Genomic DNA, 16642 nt, shown 5'->3' on the forward strand with positions numbered 1-16642 from the left:
GTTAAAATGCAAGACTTTGTTGAAAATTTCTTATTATTTAATTTTTGCACTTTTTGTCTGTTTTTTATCAGGAAACCCTCGTTTTGACTGCTTTTGCATCTCGTTTGCTGATCCGCAGGCGATTTAAATGTACTTCTTTGTCTTTGTATATAGCGATGTCATCTCCGTTCGGTGTAAGCAGATGTACCTGCAAAAGCTGATCTTTCGCATTCATTTTCATACCGCGGACACCGATTGCCGCCTTCTTTTTGACCGGAACTTCTTCCAGCATAAAACGCAGGAAATAGCCATCTGTGCTTTGCAGGACAATCTGTTCTTCCTCACCGATCAGTAAAACTGCAATCAGTTTATCGCCATCCGTAAGTTTTGTGGATGCGATCGTCCGTTTGGAGACATCAAATTCCGTCCCCTCTACCTTTTTGATCATGCCCTGCTGCGTTGTAAACAACAGATTTGTGCTCTTGACCGCATTCAGGCCTTCGATGCGAAGAATTTCTTCTTCCGTGCTGGAATAATTGCAGAGATTGTCAAGCGGTGTACCTTTGTCACGGAAACGTCCATAAGGAAGATCTGCCACTTTCAGAAGATGCAAACGTCCGGTATCCGTAAAAATACAGAGCTTGTCGGTATTCAGGCAATGCACCACAAAGCGGTTTTCCGCATCTGCTGATTCTTTGTTCCGTTCATATACCGAAAGATCCACGCTTCTTGTATAGCCAAAGCGATCGATCAGAACCACCACTTCCGCTTCCTCCATCTTCTTCTCTTCAAAAACAGCTGCTTTTGCATTCTCAATGGAAGTTTTTCGTTCAGAAGCATATTCCTTTTTCAGACGATCCAGATCTTTCATGATCACTTTTGCCATAGAACGGTAGTTTGTCAGAATATCTTCGTAAGCAGCAATGTTTTTCAGGGTCTGGGCATGCTCCGCCTCCAGTGCCTCGATTTCCAGCCCGATCAGTTTGTAAAGACGCATATCCAGAATGGCATTTGCCTGATTCTCCGTAAAATGCAGTTTTGCCGCAGCTTTTTCAGATGCTTTGGTACGGAAACGGATTCCTTCTGTTATGCCTTCCACCAGACATTTTTTTACCTGATCGCGGTTTTTGCTGCCACGCAGAATCTCAATGATCAGGTCAATCACATCGCAGGCTTTGATCAGTCCCTCCTGGATCTCCTGTTTCGCTTTTTCTTTACCAAGAAGATTTTTATATTTTCTGGTTGCCAGTTCAAACTGAAAATCAATGTGATGTTCGATGATCGCTTTTAATCCCAGCGTTTCCGGTTTTCCGTTTGCCACGGCAAGCATATTGACACCGAACGTGTCCTCCAGTCTGGTCTTTTTGTAAAGCATATTGATGATATTCTGCGTATCTGCATTTTTCCTGAGCTCCAGAACGATCCTTATACCGTCTTTCGAGGACTGATTGGAGATATCGACGATATCTGTGGTGGTTTTGTTCTCTACCAGCCCTGCGATATCATTTAAAAATTTGCCGATATTTGCCCCCATCATGGTATATGGGATCTCTGTGATCACAATGCGTTCTTTTCCGCCTTTGAGCTTTTCAATCTCCACACGTCCACGCAGGCGGATCTTGCCTGTCCCTGTCTCGTAAACGGAAAGCAGATCGTCTTTGTTGATGACAATGCCGCCGGTCGGAAAATCCGGACCCTGAATATACTGCATCAGTTCTTCCGTCGTGATCTTATGATTTAAAATCGTTGCCTTGACGGCATCGATCACCTCGCCCAAATTGTGCGGCGGTGTGCTGGTCACCATACCAACGGCGATTCCTTCTGATCCATTTACGAGAAGATTCGGAAGCCGCACCGGAAGAACCTGAGGTTCTTTTTCTGTTTCATCAAAGTTTGGTCCAAAATCCACCACATCTTTGTCCAGATCCGAGAGAAATGCATCCTGAGTCACTTTCTGCAGGCGTGCCTCTGTATATCGCATCGCCGCTGCACCGTCACCCTCGATCGAGCCAAAATTTCCGTGACCGTCCACCAGAGGCAGTCCTTTTTTAAAGTCCTGTGCCATCACAACCAGAGACTCATAGATCGAGCTGTCGCCATGCGGATGATATTTACCCATCGTATCTCCGACAATACGGGCACATTTACGATAAGGGCGGTCATAGCGAATGCCCAGTTCATACATATCATAAAGTGTTCGTCTCTGTACCGGTTTCAGTCCGTCACGCACATCCGGCAGTGCCCTTGAGACAATGACACTCATTGCATAATCAATATATGATTTTTGCATCAGCTCCGAATACTCTGTCCGGATGATCTGTTCCTGTTCTCTATCCATGTCGTAACTTTCTCCTTATTTCAATCCTGTTCTTGTGATTCTGCCATCAGATGCTTCATCTGTTCGAAGCGATTCTATATTTTGTTTCGTTCTATATATCCAGTTCTGCATCCTGAGCATGTTCATAAATAAATGCCTTTCTTGGTGGAACATCGCTTCCCATCAGCATTTCCGTCACATCCGAAGCCATACGTGCATCTTCGATCTCCACCCTTTTCAGAATACGTGTTTCCGGATTCAGTGTGGTCTCCCAGAGCTGCTCGGCATCCATCTCGCCAAGACCTTTGTAACGCTGCAGCGTGAAATTGCCTTTATGTGTTTTGCGGTAACGCTCCAGTGCTTTATCGTCGTACAGATACTCTTCTTCTCCTCTGGAAGGCATCGCTTTGTAAAGCGGCGGCATTGCAATATATACATGTCCTTCATAGATCAGATCCGGCATAAAACGATAAAACAGCGTCAGAAGCAGGGTTGAGATATGAGCACCGTCCACGTCGGCATCTGCCATGATCACGATCTTATCGTAACGGAGTTTTGTGATATCAAAATCATTACCGTATCCTTCTGAGAATCCACAGCCAAATGCATTGATCATTGTTTTGATCTCGGCATTAGCAAGAACCTTATCAATACTTGCTTTTTCGACATTCAAAATCTTACCGCGAATCGGCAGGATCGCCTGGAAATTACGGTTTCTTGCCGTTTTTGCAGATCCCCCCGCAGAATCTCCCTCCACGATAAAAATTTCGCATTTTGAAGCATCGCGGCTTTCACAGTTTGCCAGCTTTCCGTTGGAATCAAAAGAATATTTCTGCTTTGTAAGCATGTTTGTTTTTGCTTTTTCTTCTGTTTTGCGGATTTTGGCTGCTTTTTCCGCACAGGAGAGCACGCTCTTTAATACTTCCAGATTTCGGTCAAAATAGCGGACCACCTCATCTCCTACCACCTTCGCCGTTGCTTTTGAGGCATCCTGGTTATCCAGCTTGGTCTTTGTCTGACCTTCAAATCGCGGAGCCGGATGTTTTATAGAAACAACCGCCGTCATACCGTTTCGGATATCTGCTCCGGTAAAGTTGGCATCCTTTTCTTTTAAAATCCCAAGCTCTCTTGCGTAAGTGTTCATCACCGTGGTAAACACGGTTTTGAAACCGGTCAGGTGCGTGCCGCCTTCTGCATTGTAAATATTATTGCAGAAACCAAGTACGTTTTCATGGAATTCATTGACATACTGAAATGCACATTCTACATGAATGCCATCCGCTTCTCCACACAGATAAACCGGCTCGTGGATCGTTTCCTTTTTCTTATTTAAATCCCGGATATAGCCGACGATACCGTCCGGCTCATGAAACGTGACCGTCTCTTTCTCCTCATCCCGCAGATCCTTGAATACGATCGTAAGATTTGGATTCAGATAAGCAGTTTCGTGCAGCCTGCTCTTTACTTCTGCTGCCGAAAAACGAGTCTTTTCAAAAATCTCTGCATCTGGAAGAAAACGAATCCAGGTTCCTGTTTCTTTGGTCTTTGCAATAACCGGGAGCAGGCCGTTTTCCAGTTCGACCGTCGGAATCCCTCTCTCGTAACGGTCATAGTGCACGCAACCTTCACGGCTTACTTTTATTTCCAGCCATTCGGACAAGGCATTTACAACGGAAGATCCGACACCATGCAGACCGCCGCTTGTCTTATAGACCGAATTATCAAACTTACCGCCTGCATGCAGCGTCGTGAAAACGAGACGTTCTGCCGACATGCCTTTTTCGTGCATGCCCACCGGAATACCACGTCCATTGTCTTTGATGGTTGCAGAGCCGTCTTTTTCCAGTGTCACTTCAATGCGGTCACAGAAACCAGCCAGATGTTCATCCACCGAGTTATCTACGATTTCATATATTAAATGATTCAAACCCTTTCTGGAAACGCTGCCAATATACATCCCAGGACGCTTCCTGACAGCCTCCAGACCTTCCAGTACCGAAATACTGCTGGCATCATAGGTGCTTTTTTTTGCCATATTTTCCTCCTTGCTCAAAAACATGCTTGTTCTTATCACACCCCAAAACAAATGTTCTCTTATGGGGCAAAGAAAAAAGCTGCTTTGTTTTCTAACAAAACAGCCTTCTTAGCAGTTCCAAGGGGAATCGAACCCCTGTTTTCGCCGTGAGAGGGCGACGTCTTAACCGCTTGACCATGGAACCTTATCTTTTGTTTTTTGTCTTGCCTCAAGACTCCTTAATAATATACCATGTTTCAGGAAATGTCAACACCTTTTTTTAATTTTTTTAAACTTTTTTATTTTTTGGAATTTTCACGTTTTTTCTGCATGATACAATAATTCCAAAGATTCCAAAATCAAACATACAGAAGCATTCCTGTGCTGTCTTTTTAAGATACCAAAATGGTAAAGAAAAAGGAACGATACCGAAGTACCGCCCCTCTTCTTTCATTTAATTATAAGTTTTCCATGCTTTGAAAATCTTATTTTTTAATTTTAACTCTTTTTGCTTTGCTCATTGCACTGATCAGTTTTCCTTTGATCGTTGCAATCTTGTAGTAATAAGTCTTACCTGCCTTCAGACCCTTCTTGTTTGTAACAGAAGTTGCATTCTTTCTGGTAGTAGCTACTTTTTTGTAACCGCTGTTCTTCTTGGTAGAACGATATACAACAACTTTTGCACCTTTTACTTTCTTCCAGCTCAGTTTTGCGTTCTTAGATCCGGCTGTTGCTTTCTGGATCTTCGGAGCTTTTGCAAGTTTCACTGCTACAGCTGCACCGGCTTTGCTTACAACCTTGCCGTCTTTGGAAACTGCCACTGCGTAGTAAGAAGCACCTTTGACTGCTTTTTTATCTTTTACGGTCGTTTTGCCTGCTGCGGTTGTACCAACCTTGGTTGCTTTGCCCTTTACTACACGGTATACATCGTAAGATGCTGCATCTTTTACTGCTTCTACCGTTACATTTACAACAACACCTGTTTTGGTAACTTTTGCTTTTGCTGCTTTTACCTTCGGTGCATCCAGAGCAACTGCAGGAGTCTCTGCCTTCTTCAGGGCTGCCTGTGCATTTCTAAGTGCCAGTGTCAGGCTTTCCAGGGTTGCTTTATCTGCATCTGCCGGAGCATTTTTCAGTGCCTTGTAAGCTGCATCAAATACTTTCCAGCTTGCTTCTTCATAATCTTTCTGTCCCGCATCTGCAATCGCTGCTGCGTCTTTCAGTGTGTTGGCTGCGTTTTCTTTTGCTTTTTCCAGATCAGCTGTTTCCTGAAGTACCAGAGCATCTTTTGCATCATTCAGATCTTTGATTGCCTTTTCAAGTTCTGCTACGGTTACTCCGTCTTTGCCCGGAACATCTTTCACTGCTTTATATACTGTCACTGCATTATTATAAGATGCTACTGTATATTTGTTACCATTTGCCATCAGATCATCATAAACAGCTGTCAGCAGACTGTTCAGTTCTTCTTTCTTGGCAGCAACTTTGGTCTTCAGACCTTTCTTCGCATCGCTGATCGCCTGGATCGCTGCTGCGATGTCTGATTTCGATGCATTTGCGTCCTTTGACAGTGTATCTGCCGTTGCCAGAGCTGTTTTCAGCGGTGCGTAGCTTTCTTCTGTATAATCCGCCTCTTTTATATCCTTTACAGCATTGATCGCTGCTACCAGATCTGCCTTATCCTGTGCAGACGCTTTGTTTGTTGTAACAGTCAGTGTGATCTCTTTTGTGCTTGTCTTGGTTGCATCAGATGCCAGAGTTGCCGTTACTTTTACTTTTGCTGTACCTGCTGCTGTCACTGTCACTGCATTGTCTTTTACAGTTGCACCTGTTGTACCTGCGTCTGTTACTGTGTAGGTATAGTTTACAGTTCCGTCATGTCCTTCTACCTTGCAGTCACCGGTTACCTGTGCTTTTGCACTCAGTGTTACTGTCTTGCTGTCTGCTACTCCAAGATCAATCGTCTGATCTGCAACACCTGTGATCTCGCCAACTACACAGGAGCAAACAATTTTTGCAGTTTTCGGGAATGCCTTGGTAACGGTCATGGTCTTTCCGTCTGCTGAAATCGTAACGGTTGCACCGTCTACGCTTGGTTTGCTGATGTCAGTAAATTTGAATCCGGAAGGAGCCGTGTATACGGTTGTTGCCGTGTATACCGTCTCTCCTGCAAACTTGGCATCTTTTTCAAGAGCAGTACCGTTTGCTGACCATGTTGTCACTGCTGTGTATGGAATTGCAGAAATATCAGCATCTGGTGCCACCTTTTCCAGAGCGGCCTTGATCTCATTATAAGATTTTGTCAGACCTTCTGAATAATCGGTGCCTTTGTAAAGTTTGATATCTGCAATCTTACCATCTACCTGATCCAGTGTAGAGTATTTAACACCGTTTCCATCTGCCTCGTGGTTTGTACTCTTTTCAGTATTGTATCCGATTGTAAAGATACTGGATGCATAAGATTTAAATACAACCTGGTATCCATCTGATGCATTTACTCTTCCCGGTGTAGCTTCACCAGCTTTTCCATCTACATAAAGCTGCATATTTGTTCCGGTATATACCAGTGCGATATCATGCCACTCTCCCCAGAAGGTATCGGCATCATATTTATACTGTATCTCCGGCCATTTACCTTGTGCATCGCAGCAGTACAGGATCACGCGGTCGTTTGCACCGTCTACCTGGATACCATACTGAGAATCCATCTTACCAAGGATATTTACAACTTCATCAGTTTTATTGTTCAGTTTTACTTTTGTGCGAAGAACCATCGGTGTATCGCCGGATACATCAAATTTATCATTGTTTGCTCCGTTGTTCGGTGCAGTCAGTCTTCCCTGGAATGCCAATACGCCGCCATCTACAACGACCGTTGTCGGAACGTCATCTTTCACTTCCAGTGTAGCCGGTTTCGCAGACTGGTCTTCCATTGCAACATAGCTTGGTACTACTGCAGTTTCTCCGGCTACCGGTGCTGTATAAGAAAGCCTCGGTGCTGTGATCACAGAATCTTCGGCAACTGGCGGAGCCGGTGTTTCAGCTTTTTTCAGTGCTTTGATCGCATTTGCCAGTGTATCTGCGATTGTCTGAACATCCTCATCTTTTGTCTCGTCGGTAACAGCGTTTGCTGCATCCCAGGCTTCTTTGAATGTCTTGTAAGAATCCTCGGTATATTTATCAGCAGATTCTACTTTTTCTGCATCTGCAAGTGCTGCTGCCAGAGCTTTGCGTGCTTCTGATTCTACAGGAACTGCATCTTTTTCACCGATCACGCCGAATTCTGCTGCGTTAATGAACATATTCGCCTCAGCACCGGCTGTCTTGATAACTTCAACTTTTACATCTGTGACATTTGCGTATTCTGTGCCAAATTCTAATGTTTTCTCAACAAAGTTCTGATCTGCACCTTCTGCATCTTTCTTTACATAAGTCCATGCAGCATCACCTTCTACCGTTCCAGCCAGAGTCCAGTTTACACCATTATCTGTGGATACAAAAACTTTGCATTCAGAAATTGCACCATTTGCAATATTTCCTTCTTTATCATAATGATTTCTCGGTATGTAAGTAAATGCTTTCACCTTTGTGGCTTTTGCCAGTGTAATGGTATATGTATTATTACCGGTCAGTTTTCCGTCTGCATAAGTTGCCTTTGGTTTGGATGAATCGCTCCAGTTTGTATGCCAGTAAGTATTGACATTGCCATCCAGTGCATTATTTATTGCACCATCTTCGCTTTTTGTTTCAACACTGTCGGCCTTACCAGTCAGCCCTTCCAGTTTTCCGTACTCTTTATCGGATGGTTTTGTTGTCTCTGCCGGTACGCTGAAAACCAGAGTCAGAGTCATGGTTTTTCCGCTGTCCTTTACTTCTGCGGTCACTTCAAGATCTTCTTCGCCAACTTTGATGGTGGACGGTTTGCTTTCGTCTGTGAATTTATAACCTTTTTCTGCTGTCAGGGTAGCTGTCAGGGTATAATCTTTTCCATCTTCAAATTTTGTTACTGTGTTGCCATCGGAATCTGCCCATGCAGTTGCAACGGTGTACCCTTCCGGCTCAGCCGCAGTTACGTCAGCAGGTGTCTCTCCTGTTACAGGTGCGACTGCTGTAAGTACAGGCTTACTTATGACTTTGTCTTCTGCAACAACTTCTTCTGCTTTATAAATATCAATCGCTGCGGCATTAATATAGGCATCTGTCTGATCGCCTGCTGAATGTTTTACTTCGATACGGATATGTTTTGCTGTTTCCGGCGAGAATGTCACATTTTTTTCATCAGAATTATTCTCCCAATCTGCTGTTGCCACCTGCTTCCAGTCTGTGATCGCAGAAACGTCATTAACATCTGCATTGGAGATATAAATATTGGCAGCGGTAATTCTTCCGTTTGCAACACCATTTCCTGATCCCGATCCCTGACGAGGCAGATAAGCAATCTTTCCGATCGTTTCAGAGCCTGCAAGGTTGATATACAGATTGTTTCTGGAAATCAGTTCAGTCGGAGTAGTCATCGTTCCAGGACGTACTATTTCAGTAAATCCTTCATCTGCGGCAACTGTTCCGCCGTTTCCGCCCCAGCTTGAATGGTATCCTGTAGCTTCATTGTTATCCACAAGATTCTTCAATGCTGCATCGCCCTGGGAGGAACACTCTGCTTTTGCCAAAATATTGCCACTGTCTATTTTTGTATTGTCATCCCTGTATACATAAAGTTCTTTGCCGGAAATAAAAGTATTGTTCGGATTACCTGCAGTGTTCAGTACTTCTATCTTAATTTCTTTCACATCACTTATTGCATCTGTAAATTCTATCGTTGCTTTACTTTCTGTAAAACTCAACGTATATGGATCTTCCTGTACTTTCTTGAATTCTGCATTTTCGGCTGATGTCTTATAATAAATATTGCATTTTTTAATCGTACCATTATTGCCTGCACCATTTGAAACATATTCCAATTTTTTGACAGTTGATGCTTCAGTCAAAGTCAAGGTGATATTGTTGTTCGAATTCATGATAACTTCGCCGCCCTGTTTAACCGGCTGATTATCACCTTCCCATGCTGAATGCCAGTAGTCGTCTGGGTTTCCATTTAATACAGCATTCATTGTATTTGTTCCATCAGCACAATCTGCTGAAGCTGTCAGACCCTCTGTAAGTTTTGTATAATTATAATTCTTTGTTTCTGCTTCTTCCGAAGCTGCAAGAGCACTCAATGCTCCAAGTCCGGATACCGGTGCACTTGTCACAACCATAGTACCTACCAGTAATCCTGCTAAAACCTGTTTGAATTTCATACGTTTTTACCTTTTCCTTTCATAAATATTTATGGCAGACATCTGTATCGCTGTCTGCTTCTCCCTGTGGTAACTGCTGTTACTGCACTGTGAAACATCTCATGCTGTTCCACTCTTATTTTATTCCAAGACTTCTTCGCCTCAAAATTAGGTATAGTATACTATACTTTTCATTCTATTTCAAGTCTTTTTGTAATTTATCACCAGTTTTATCACCAATATTGCGTTTCTGTTTTATTATTTGTGCTGCTTTTTTAATTATTTTCTGTTATTTCCTGCATTTTTCGTGCATATCAAAACCATTTTTTTGAGAATTCTTTTGCTGCACAGGTATATCAAAAGCAGGTGTATCTGCTTTATACCGCTGATACACCTGCCTGTTTTTTAAATCATATACTATATGCCGGATATCACACCAGTTTGACGTAAATTACTCAATCGGATCTGTTTCAATGATAAATTTCACATTGCTGTCCACACCGGATGCTTTTCCACTGAAAGTATCATATGTGCACTCATCAGAGCTGAGTGCTTTGATGCGGTCGATCACCGTGAGCAGATCATCTTCTACGGTTTCTTTGAGTTTCTTGGTGCCTTCTTCTTCGAATTCAGAAGTTCCGTCTGCCAGTTCTTTTGCTCCGTCTGCCAGCTGGCTGATACCATCTGCTACCTGTCCGCTTGCGGTCTGAAGGGTACCGGCTCCTGTGAAGAGCTCATCTACGCCGGAAAGCAAGGTTGCAGAGCCATCTGTCAGAGTTGCATTATTAGATACCAGGGTAGATGCTCCTGCCGAAAGCTGCGTGGAAAGCTGAGATACACCGCTTGCCAGCTGTTTGGTTCCTTTCTGCAGTGTCTTGACCCCTGCATTCAGTACCGGTGCGTTCTGTTTCAGTTCTTTTGCTCCGGATGTAAGCTGATCGTTGTATGAGCCAAGTGAATCGAATCCGCTCAGCAGACTTGCGATTCCGGCTCCCGCACTCGGAAGAGATGCAGTCTGTGTTTTCAGAGTCTTTACATTTCCGGCAAGTGTATCGATTGCAGCATCCAGTCCCTGCATGCCTGTATTCAGTACTTTGACACTGGTTGTCAGCTGTGTCATCGGTGCTTCCGGAATGCTCACACCGGAAAGTGTTGCCAGTTTTGTCTGCATGCCATCCAGTTTTGTGCTCATCTGTCCAGCTGCACTCTGAAGGGTCTCAAGGCTGGTCTTCATATTCTGAAGTGTTGCAGTCAGTGATGCCGTGTCGATACCCGGCATGCTGATTTCGACATCCGGTGCCGTTACCTGATCTACCGCTGTCACGCCAGTAGTATCTGCAGATACGGTGGTATCCACTTTGGATACGCTCGGCAGATTTGATTTTGCAGCGGTCAGAGAATTTACCAGATCTGTATTGCCGGCTGCCTGTGCTGCTGCAATCGCTGTATCAAGAGCGGCTCTTGCACTCTCAATCTGACCATTCGCCGTGTCAATCTGACCATTTGCCGCTGCCACCTGGCTGTTTGCACTTTCAACTGCAGAATTCACAGAGGATTTTGCTGCATCGAGTTTGCTGTTGCGGTCTGCAATCTGTGCATTGACATTCTGAACGGATGTGCCCATTGCTGTTGCGATCGCAGTCTGTGCCTGTGTCTGTAAAGTAGTAAGGGCAGTGCTGATTGTCTGAAGCTGTGCTGCCAGTGACTGTCCGTCTGCCATCAGCTGTGCTGCCGGTGCTTTGATGGAGCTGTCTACTGCACCTGAAAGTTCTTTGCCCTCTGTAATCAGTTCACTTCCTGTCTGAGCAAGTCCGTTAACCTGTGATGCCAGTCCGGACAGACTTTCAAGAGAACTCTCAAGCTGTGCCGTTCCGGCTGCCAGAGCAGAAGAAGCCGCCTTGAGATCTTCCTGTGTACTGCCTTCTCCGTCCATTGCGGCATACATCTGATCGATCGCTGTGCTCACCTGTGAAAGACCTGTTGTCAACGGTTTCAGTGCTTTTGCACCGTCTGCCAGTTTCTTTTCACCTGCGATGTAAGAAGTCACACCGTCTGCCAGTGTGGAGGTTCCTTTTGTATAGGTCTGTACACCGGATACGATGCTGTTTACACCATTTTTGTATTCTGTTACTTTTCCGGTCATAACACCCTTGCTTCCGAGATATTTCTGGATACCCTGATTCAGCTGTTCTGCACCCTGTGTATACGCGTTGATTCCGCTGTCCAGCTGTTTTGCACCGCCGTTCAACTGATCGATACCATCCTTTAAGGTCTGGATTCCGTCATCAAACTCTCCATATTTCTCATTCAGAGTATCTGCACCGTCAGACAGCTCTTTGGAACCATCAACTAGTTTCAGTGCAGCATCCTCGAGATCATCCAGGGCATCTGTCAGCTCATCGGTATCCGAGATGCTGTCCACATCCAGCTGTTTTAAAATGTCCGTCATTGCTACGGTGAAGGTGGAGTCCATCTCGAAATCCGTTACATCCGCTGTAATCTCCAGACTCTCCGGAAGTGTGATATCTTTTTCCTGATCTTTGGAAAGGTTCAGGCTTTCTTTTAAACCTGGCATTGCCACACCGATCACAATATTTCTGCTTCCATCGGATACCACTTTTCCATTGTCGATCACAATGTTGGAGAAATGTTCATCCGGAAGGATCATTCCGGTCACCATAACAAATGGATTATAAATATTTTCTGTCTTGCCGTCGATTTTTGTTGTTGTTTTTGCTTTGTTTTCATAATTTACCTGAATCTTCAGCTTTCCGCTCTTGCCGACCAGATCATTTGGATCTGTTTCTACACCATCCAGAAAATATTTAAGCTTTACAGATACCGGAAGTTCTTTGCTTGTAGTACCCTGATAATAAATATCGGAACCGTCTGCCTGCCAGCTCATGGAGTCACCGCTTCCGGTGTAAGTTTCATCGCCCTTTACATTCTCGATATCCTGCAGATCGGATTTGTCTTTTATCGTACTGTCACCATTGCTGTTTTTCAACCAGTTTGATACGGTAACGTCTGTCGTATTTCCGGATGCATCCGCATTGACATAAACGGTTTCTTCTTTTGATACATCTGCGGCAGCTGCACTTACCGGCACGCCACCCATTACAGCAGCCATTCCCACTGCAATTCCTCTATAAACAACTTTTTTTGTATTTACATTTTTTCTGATTTTTTTTGCCATGATCTATTACCTCCTGCTGCCGCCTCTTCTGCGACATTTTCTAAGCCAGCTCCTCTTTTCACGTGACATTATATGCTTTGCGGCTTTTATATTTCATTAGTCACTATTGAGATGATGTATAATTTTTCGACACATTTACGGAAGTGTACAATTTTTTTACATCGCCGCTTCCTTTGCCTATTTTTCTTCTTTCTAAGAAGTAGTATAGTAGAAAGAAGTTAAGAATACTATAGGGTTTGTTTGTGTTTTTTTCTCATAAATAAAAAAGAAGGTGATATTTTGAATACACAGGACGTAACACGCTCCGTTATCCGTCTGGAACTTGCAAGAGCTTTTCGCGGTATGGAAAGTAATCCGAAACGAACGCTCCGCAAACTGGCAGATCTCGGAAAAGTATGTGCCAGAGGATCGGTGCAAAAAGAAATATTCGGCATTTTTCAGCAGTGTCTCAGATATAAAGACAGTCCTTATTTTTCTGTTATGCAGAATCTCGTCAGAAATGTATCGGCAGAAAATCTGACTACTTTCGGTATGAACCTCGGTTACAACAGCTGGACGGACGGTGCAAAAAAAATCCGTGCAAAAAGGGATAATGAAGGCATCTTAACTTCCTGGATCCAGATACTGGATCTCTCACAGAACGAATGGACAGCTGAAAACCTCAATGCTTTTATTGATTTTTGGAAAACATATGGTGTCTGCACTTATGCTTTCCTTCCATCTGCCTCCTTTTCAGAGAACACGTTTCTGCCGGAGGTATTTCAAAAGCAGAATGACTGTGCATTCTTATGGTTTCTTCCGGATGTGGATTCTTTCTGTATCAATCTGGATGATTATAAAGATGTGCAGAATGTAATGCCAATCTTCAAAATGGAAGCTTTAATGGAATCTGAAATCCATCAGATATTAAGTGCCCACAAAAAACTTTATGGCGTTTATCAGCTATATAATGAACAGAATATCCGGGAATGCATTTCACGGAAAAGTCTGGGGCTTCTGTCTTCTCTTGGCACACCATTTCTGTTTTTTTTATCAGAAGACAGAAAAAGCGACACCAGCAGTGCCGCTTCCAGATTTGCCGTGGATACCCGCATGAAGCAGGCATATCCGTTTTTAGCTGTTGATTTTTATTCTGATATCACACGGATCAATGAGATTATTTCAGGTGATCCGCTCCCGATTCATATCACAGAACGGATGAATCGGCTGATTTCTTCTGTTTAACTTCCAGAATCTTTTTCGCCCCCAGGGAAATTGTCTCATCCAGCTGTCGGACAAATTCTCTGGGCTGCATAATATTCTCATCCATTATCCAGCGGATAATCGCCATCAAAAAAGCATCTCCGAAAAACCGCAGAAAAAAAGCTTCTTCTTTTCCGGCACCCATGATCTGATCCGCAAGATACTTCAGATATGGATCCATCACTTCTGAAAAATATTCCTGGAAAGAATTCTGTCCTTCCATCTTCAATGCCACACGGTAAAAATCTCTTTCCTGATATAGATAATCGCAGATATCTTCCAGAAGCTGCAATGCATCTTTATATTCCTCCAGATGGATATTGCTCACAAATTCTGTATAAAAGATCCAGTTGATCAGATCGTACTTGTCTTTGAAATGATAATAAAAACTGTTGCGATTCATACCGCATGCTCCGCATATATCGGAAATGCTGATCTTGGAAAGCTTTTTTTCTTTCATCAGAGCTTTCATCGCCGCTGCCATCGCATTCCTTGTGATATTGGAATCTGCCATTTTCTCACCTCATAAACACATTTTTCCTGTATCTTATACCATCCTTCCAAAAGGTGCAAGCAACTTTTTTCCATTTTATTGCATTTTTTTCACTTTTCTTCTATACTGAATGAAACAAAACAGTATCTGTAATATCGGGCACAGGTCGAAGGACTTCCTGCCAAAATCGTAAGAATGTAACTGAAATTGGAAAGGATTATATATGAAAAAATATCATTTATTTTTGCCTCTTCTTGGCATCCTGCTACTGGTTTCCGGCGGATGCAGCAAACGAAAGGAACCGAAACCTCTGATCACGGAGGCTCCTGCAGTGGAAACAGAAATCGGAGGCTATATAACAGAAACTGAAAGCAGCACGCCGGAATCACAGTCCGTATCCGGTACGATCCGCTTGCCGATCCAGGAACCGGAACACCAAAAAGAATCCAGCACAGAATCCGAAGTTGTTTCTGCATCTATTTATATAGGAAGCAATGGAAGTTTCCGTGCTTATCCCTATGCCGGCGGAGATATTGTCACGCCGGAATCTCTGATCGCTGCAATGGCTGATCTGACCGGATGGAATCTGGATCTTGCCGAATCTGTCACCGGAGAAAATGAGAACAGCCTCACAGTCTGTTTTGCCAGATCCTGCTCTCTTTTTACTGGCACTGCATCCGCTGAAAAGGAAGCATTTCCCATCTACAGCAAGGATCAGCTTTATCGTCAGATTCTTGACAGTATCTGCTATACCTTACAGGTGAATTTTTCACAGGATCAGGATCTGTCCATCTATTATTGTACCGTCGATAAAAACGGAGAAAAAATCCCCATCGAACTGGAAGATCTTGGCATCACTGTTCCTTCCGGAGAACCTTACCAGCACTTCCCTTCTTTTTAGGATCTGTCTGCATTTCACACAATTTTCAAACAAAAAACACAATTTCATCTCATATCAAACACACAATCCTTATAAAATATTGAAAAGATTGAAAATCAGGGCGTTTTTGCCCTGATTTATAAGATCATATGTTATTTATTTAAGGAGGATATTGTTTTGATTGAAGTCAGACATTTAACCAAACGCTACGGTGACACGCTCGCTGTAGACGATTTGAATTTCACGATTGAAAAAGGCCGTATTTATGGATTCTTAGGTCCAAACGGTGCCGGCAAATCCACCACAATGAATATCATAACCGGTTATCTCGCTTCCACCGACGGAAGTGTTACGATCAACGGACATGACATTCTGGAAGACGCAGAAGCCGCAAAAAAGAACATCGGTTATCTGCCGGAACTGCCGCCGCTTTATTTTGATATGACGGTAAAAGAATATCTTGCATTTGCCGCCGAGCTGAAAAAAATCCCAAAAGCGGAACGGAAAAATCAGATAACCAGAGTATCTGCAACCACAAAACTGGATGCCGTACAGAACCGTCTGATCAAAAATCTTTCCAAAGGTTACCGTCAGAGAGTAGGACTTGCACAGGCATTGCTCGGATCACCGGAAATCCTGATCCTGGATGAGCCTACGGTTGGTCTGGATCCAAAACAGATCCTGGAGATCCGTGATCTGATCAAAGAACTCGGAAAAGAACATACGGTTATCTTAAGTTCCCACATTCTTTCGGAAATCAGTGCTGTCTGCGACTACGTCCTGATCCTTTCACACGGAAAACTGGTAGCCAGCGACACTCTGGAAAATCTTACTTCACTGATGCAGGGACAAAATAGTCTGATCGTAACGGTGAAATCTTCCAAAGAGCAGCTGAAAGAAATTCTGCGAGGCATCACAGCTGTGAAAGAATTTCACTTTATGGGCGACTGCGAAGAAGAACATTGTGTAAAAGCAGAGATCAAAACCGATCCTTCTTCCGATATCCGGGAACTGCTTTTCTATCAGCTGGCAGAAAAGAATCTTCCGATCCTTGCCATGCAGCTTGTGAGACTGTCACTGGAAGATATCTTCCTCGAACTGACTGCCGATGATCAGGCAGCAAAAAAAGTGATTACCGGTACACCATCTTCCCCTACAGAAAATGCGGACGATACCGATACCGACACGACAGAATCGGATACAGAGAAAGGAGACAACGAAAATGCTGTGCATATGTAAAAGAGA

General features: G+C 43.7%; 8 protein-coding genes and 1 tRNA gene. 3 read left to right on the forward strand and 6 right to left on the reverse strand.

The annotated features are described in order from the left end of the window. Positions 1–67: 67 nt before the first annotated feature. The 5 genes from LKD42_RS02270 to LKD42_RS02290 all read right to left on the reverse strand — a co-directional run bounded on the left by LKD42_RS02270 (position 68) and on the right by LKD42_RS02290 (position 12782). Entirely contained in the window at positions 68–2317 is a 2250-nt protein-coding gene (locus tag LKD42_RS02270; protein WP_248834686.1) for a DNA gyrase/topoisomerase IV subunit A, read from the reverse strand. A gap of 91 nt (positions 2318–2408) precedes the next feature. Then, positions 2409–4331 carry a DNA gyrase/topoisomerase IV subunit B gene (locus LKD42_RS02275; RefSeq protein ID WP_147631539.1) on the reverse strand — a complete coding sequence of 641 codons (1923 nt, stop codon included), beginning with the start codon at positions 4329–4331 and terminating at the stop codon, positions 2409–2411. A 112-nt stretch (positions 4332–4443) separates the two neighbouring features. Continuing rightward, positions 4444–4515, reverse strand: a tRNA-Glu gene (locus tag LKD42_RS02280). Between the two features lie 280 nt (positions 4516–4795). Then, the gene (locus LKD42_RS02285) at positions 4796–9607 is read right to left on the reverse strand and encodes a discoidin domain-containing protein (RefSeq protein ID WP_248834687.1); all 4812 of its coding nucleotides are present in this window, start codon (positions 9605–9607) and stop codon (positions 4796–4798) included. A gap of 430 nt (positions 9608–10037) precedes the next feature. Further along, the gene (locus LKD42_RS02290; protein ID WP_173897120.1) at positions 10038–12782 is read right to left on the reverse strand and encodes a YhgE/Pip domain-containing protein; all 2745 of its coding nucleotides are present in this window, start codon (positions 12780–12782) and stop codon (positions 10038–10040) included. Positions 12783–13061: 279 nt separating this feature from the next. Here LKD42_RS02290 and LKD42_RS02295 point away from each other — a divergent pair, with 279 nt between their 5' ends. Next, positions 13062–14006: a hypothetical protein gene (locus LKD42_RS02295; protein ID WP_248834688.1), complete on the forward strand. Its 945-nt coding sequence runs from the start codon at positions 13062–13064 to the stop codon at positions 14004–14006. On the opposite strand, the gene LKD42_RS02300 is transcribed toward LKD42_RS02295, so the two are convergent. Beyond that, on the reverse strand, positions 13969–14538 hold the full coding sequence (locus tag LKD42_RS02300) for a TetR/AcrR family transcriptional regulator C-terminal domain-containing protein (protein WP_248834689.1): 570 nt from the start codon (positions 14536–14538) through the stop codon (positions 13969–13971). The two genes, LKD42_RS02295 and LKD42_RS02300, sit on opposite strands and share 38 nt — an antisense overlap. Positions 14539–14740: 202 nt before the next feature. Here LKD42_RS02300 and LKD42_RS02305 point away from each other — a divergent pair, with 202 nt between their 5' ends. Together LKD42_RS02305 and LKD42_RS02310 are read left to right on the forward strand one after the other, a co-directional pair. Further along, positions 14741–15418 (forward strand): hypothetical protein, encoded by a 678-nt coding sequence (locus LKD42_RS02305; protein WP_173865840.1) that lies wholly within the window; start codon positions 14741–14743, stop codon positions 15416–15418. A 156-nt stretch (positions 15419–15574) separates the two neighbouring features. Further along, positions 15575–16636 (forward strand): ABC transporter ATP-binding protein, encoded by a 1062-nt coding sequence (locus tag LKD42_RS02310; protein ID WP_248834690.1) that lies wholly within the window; start codon positions 15575–15577, stop codon positions 16634–16636. Positions 16637–16642 lie beyond the last annotated feature (6 nt).

Source organism: Hominisplanchenecus faecis (assembly GCF_020687205.1).
GTDB lineage: Bacteria > Bacillota > Clostridia > Lachnospirales > Lachnospiraceae > Hominisplanchenecus > Hominisplanchenecus faecis.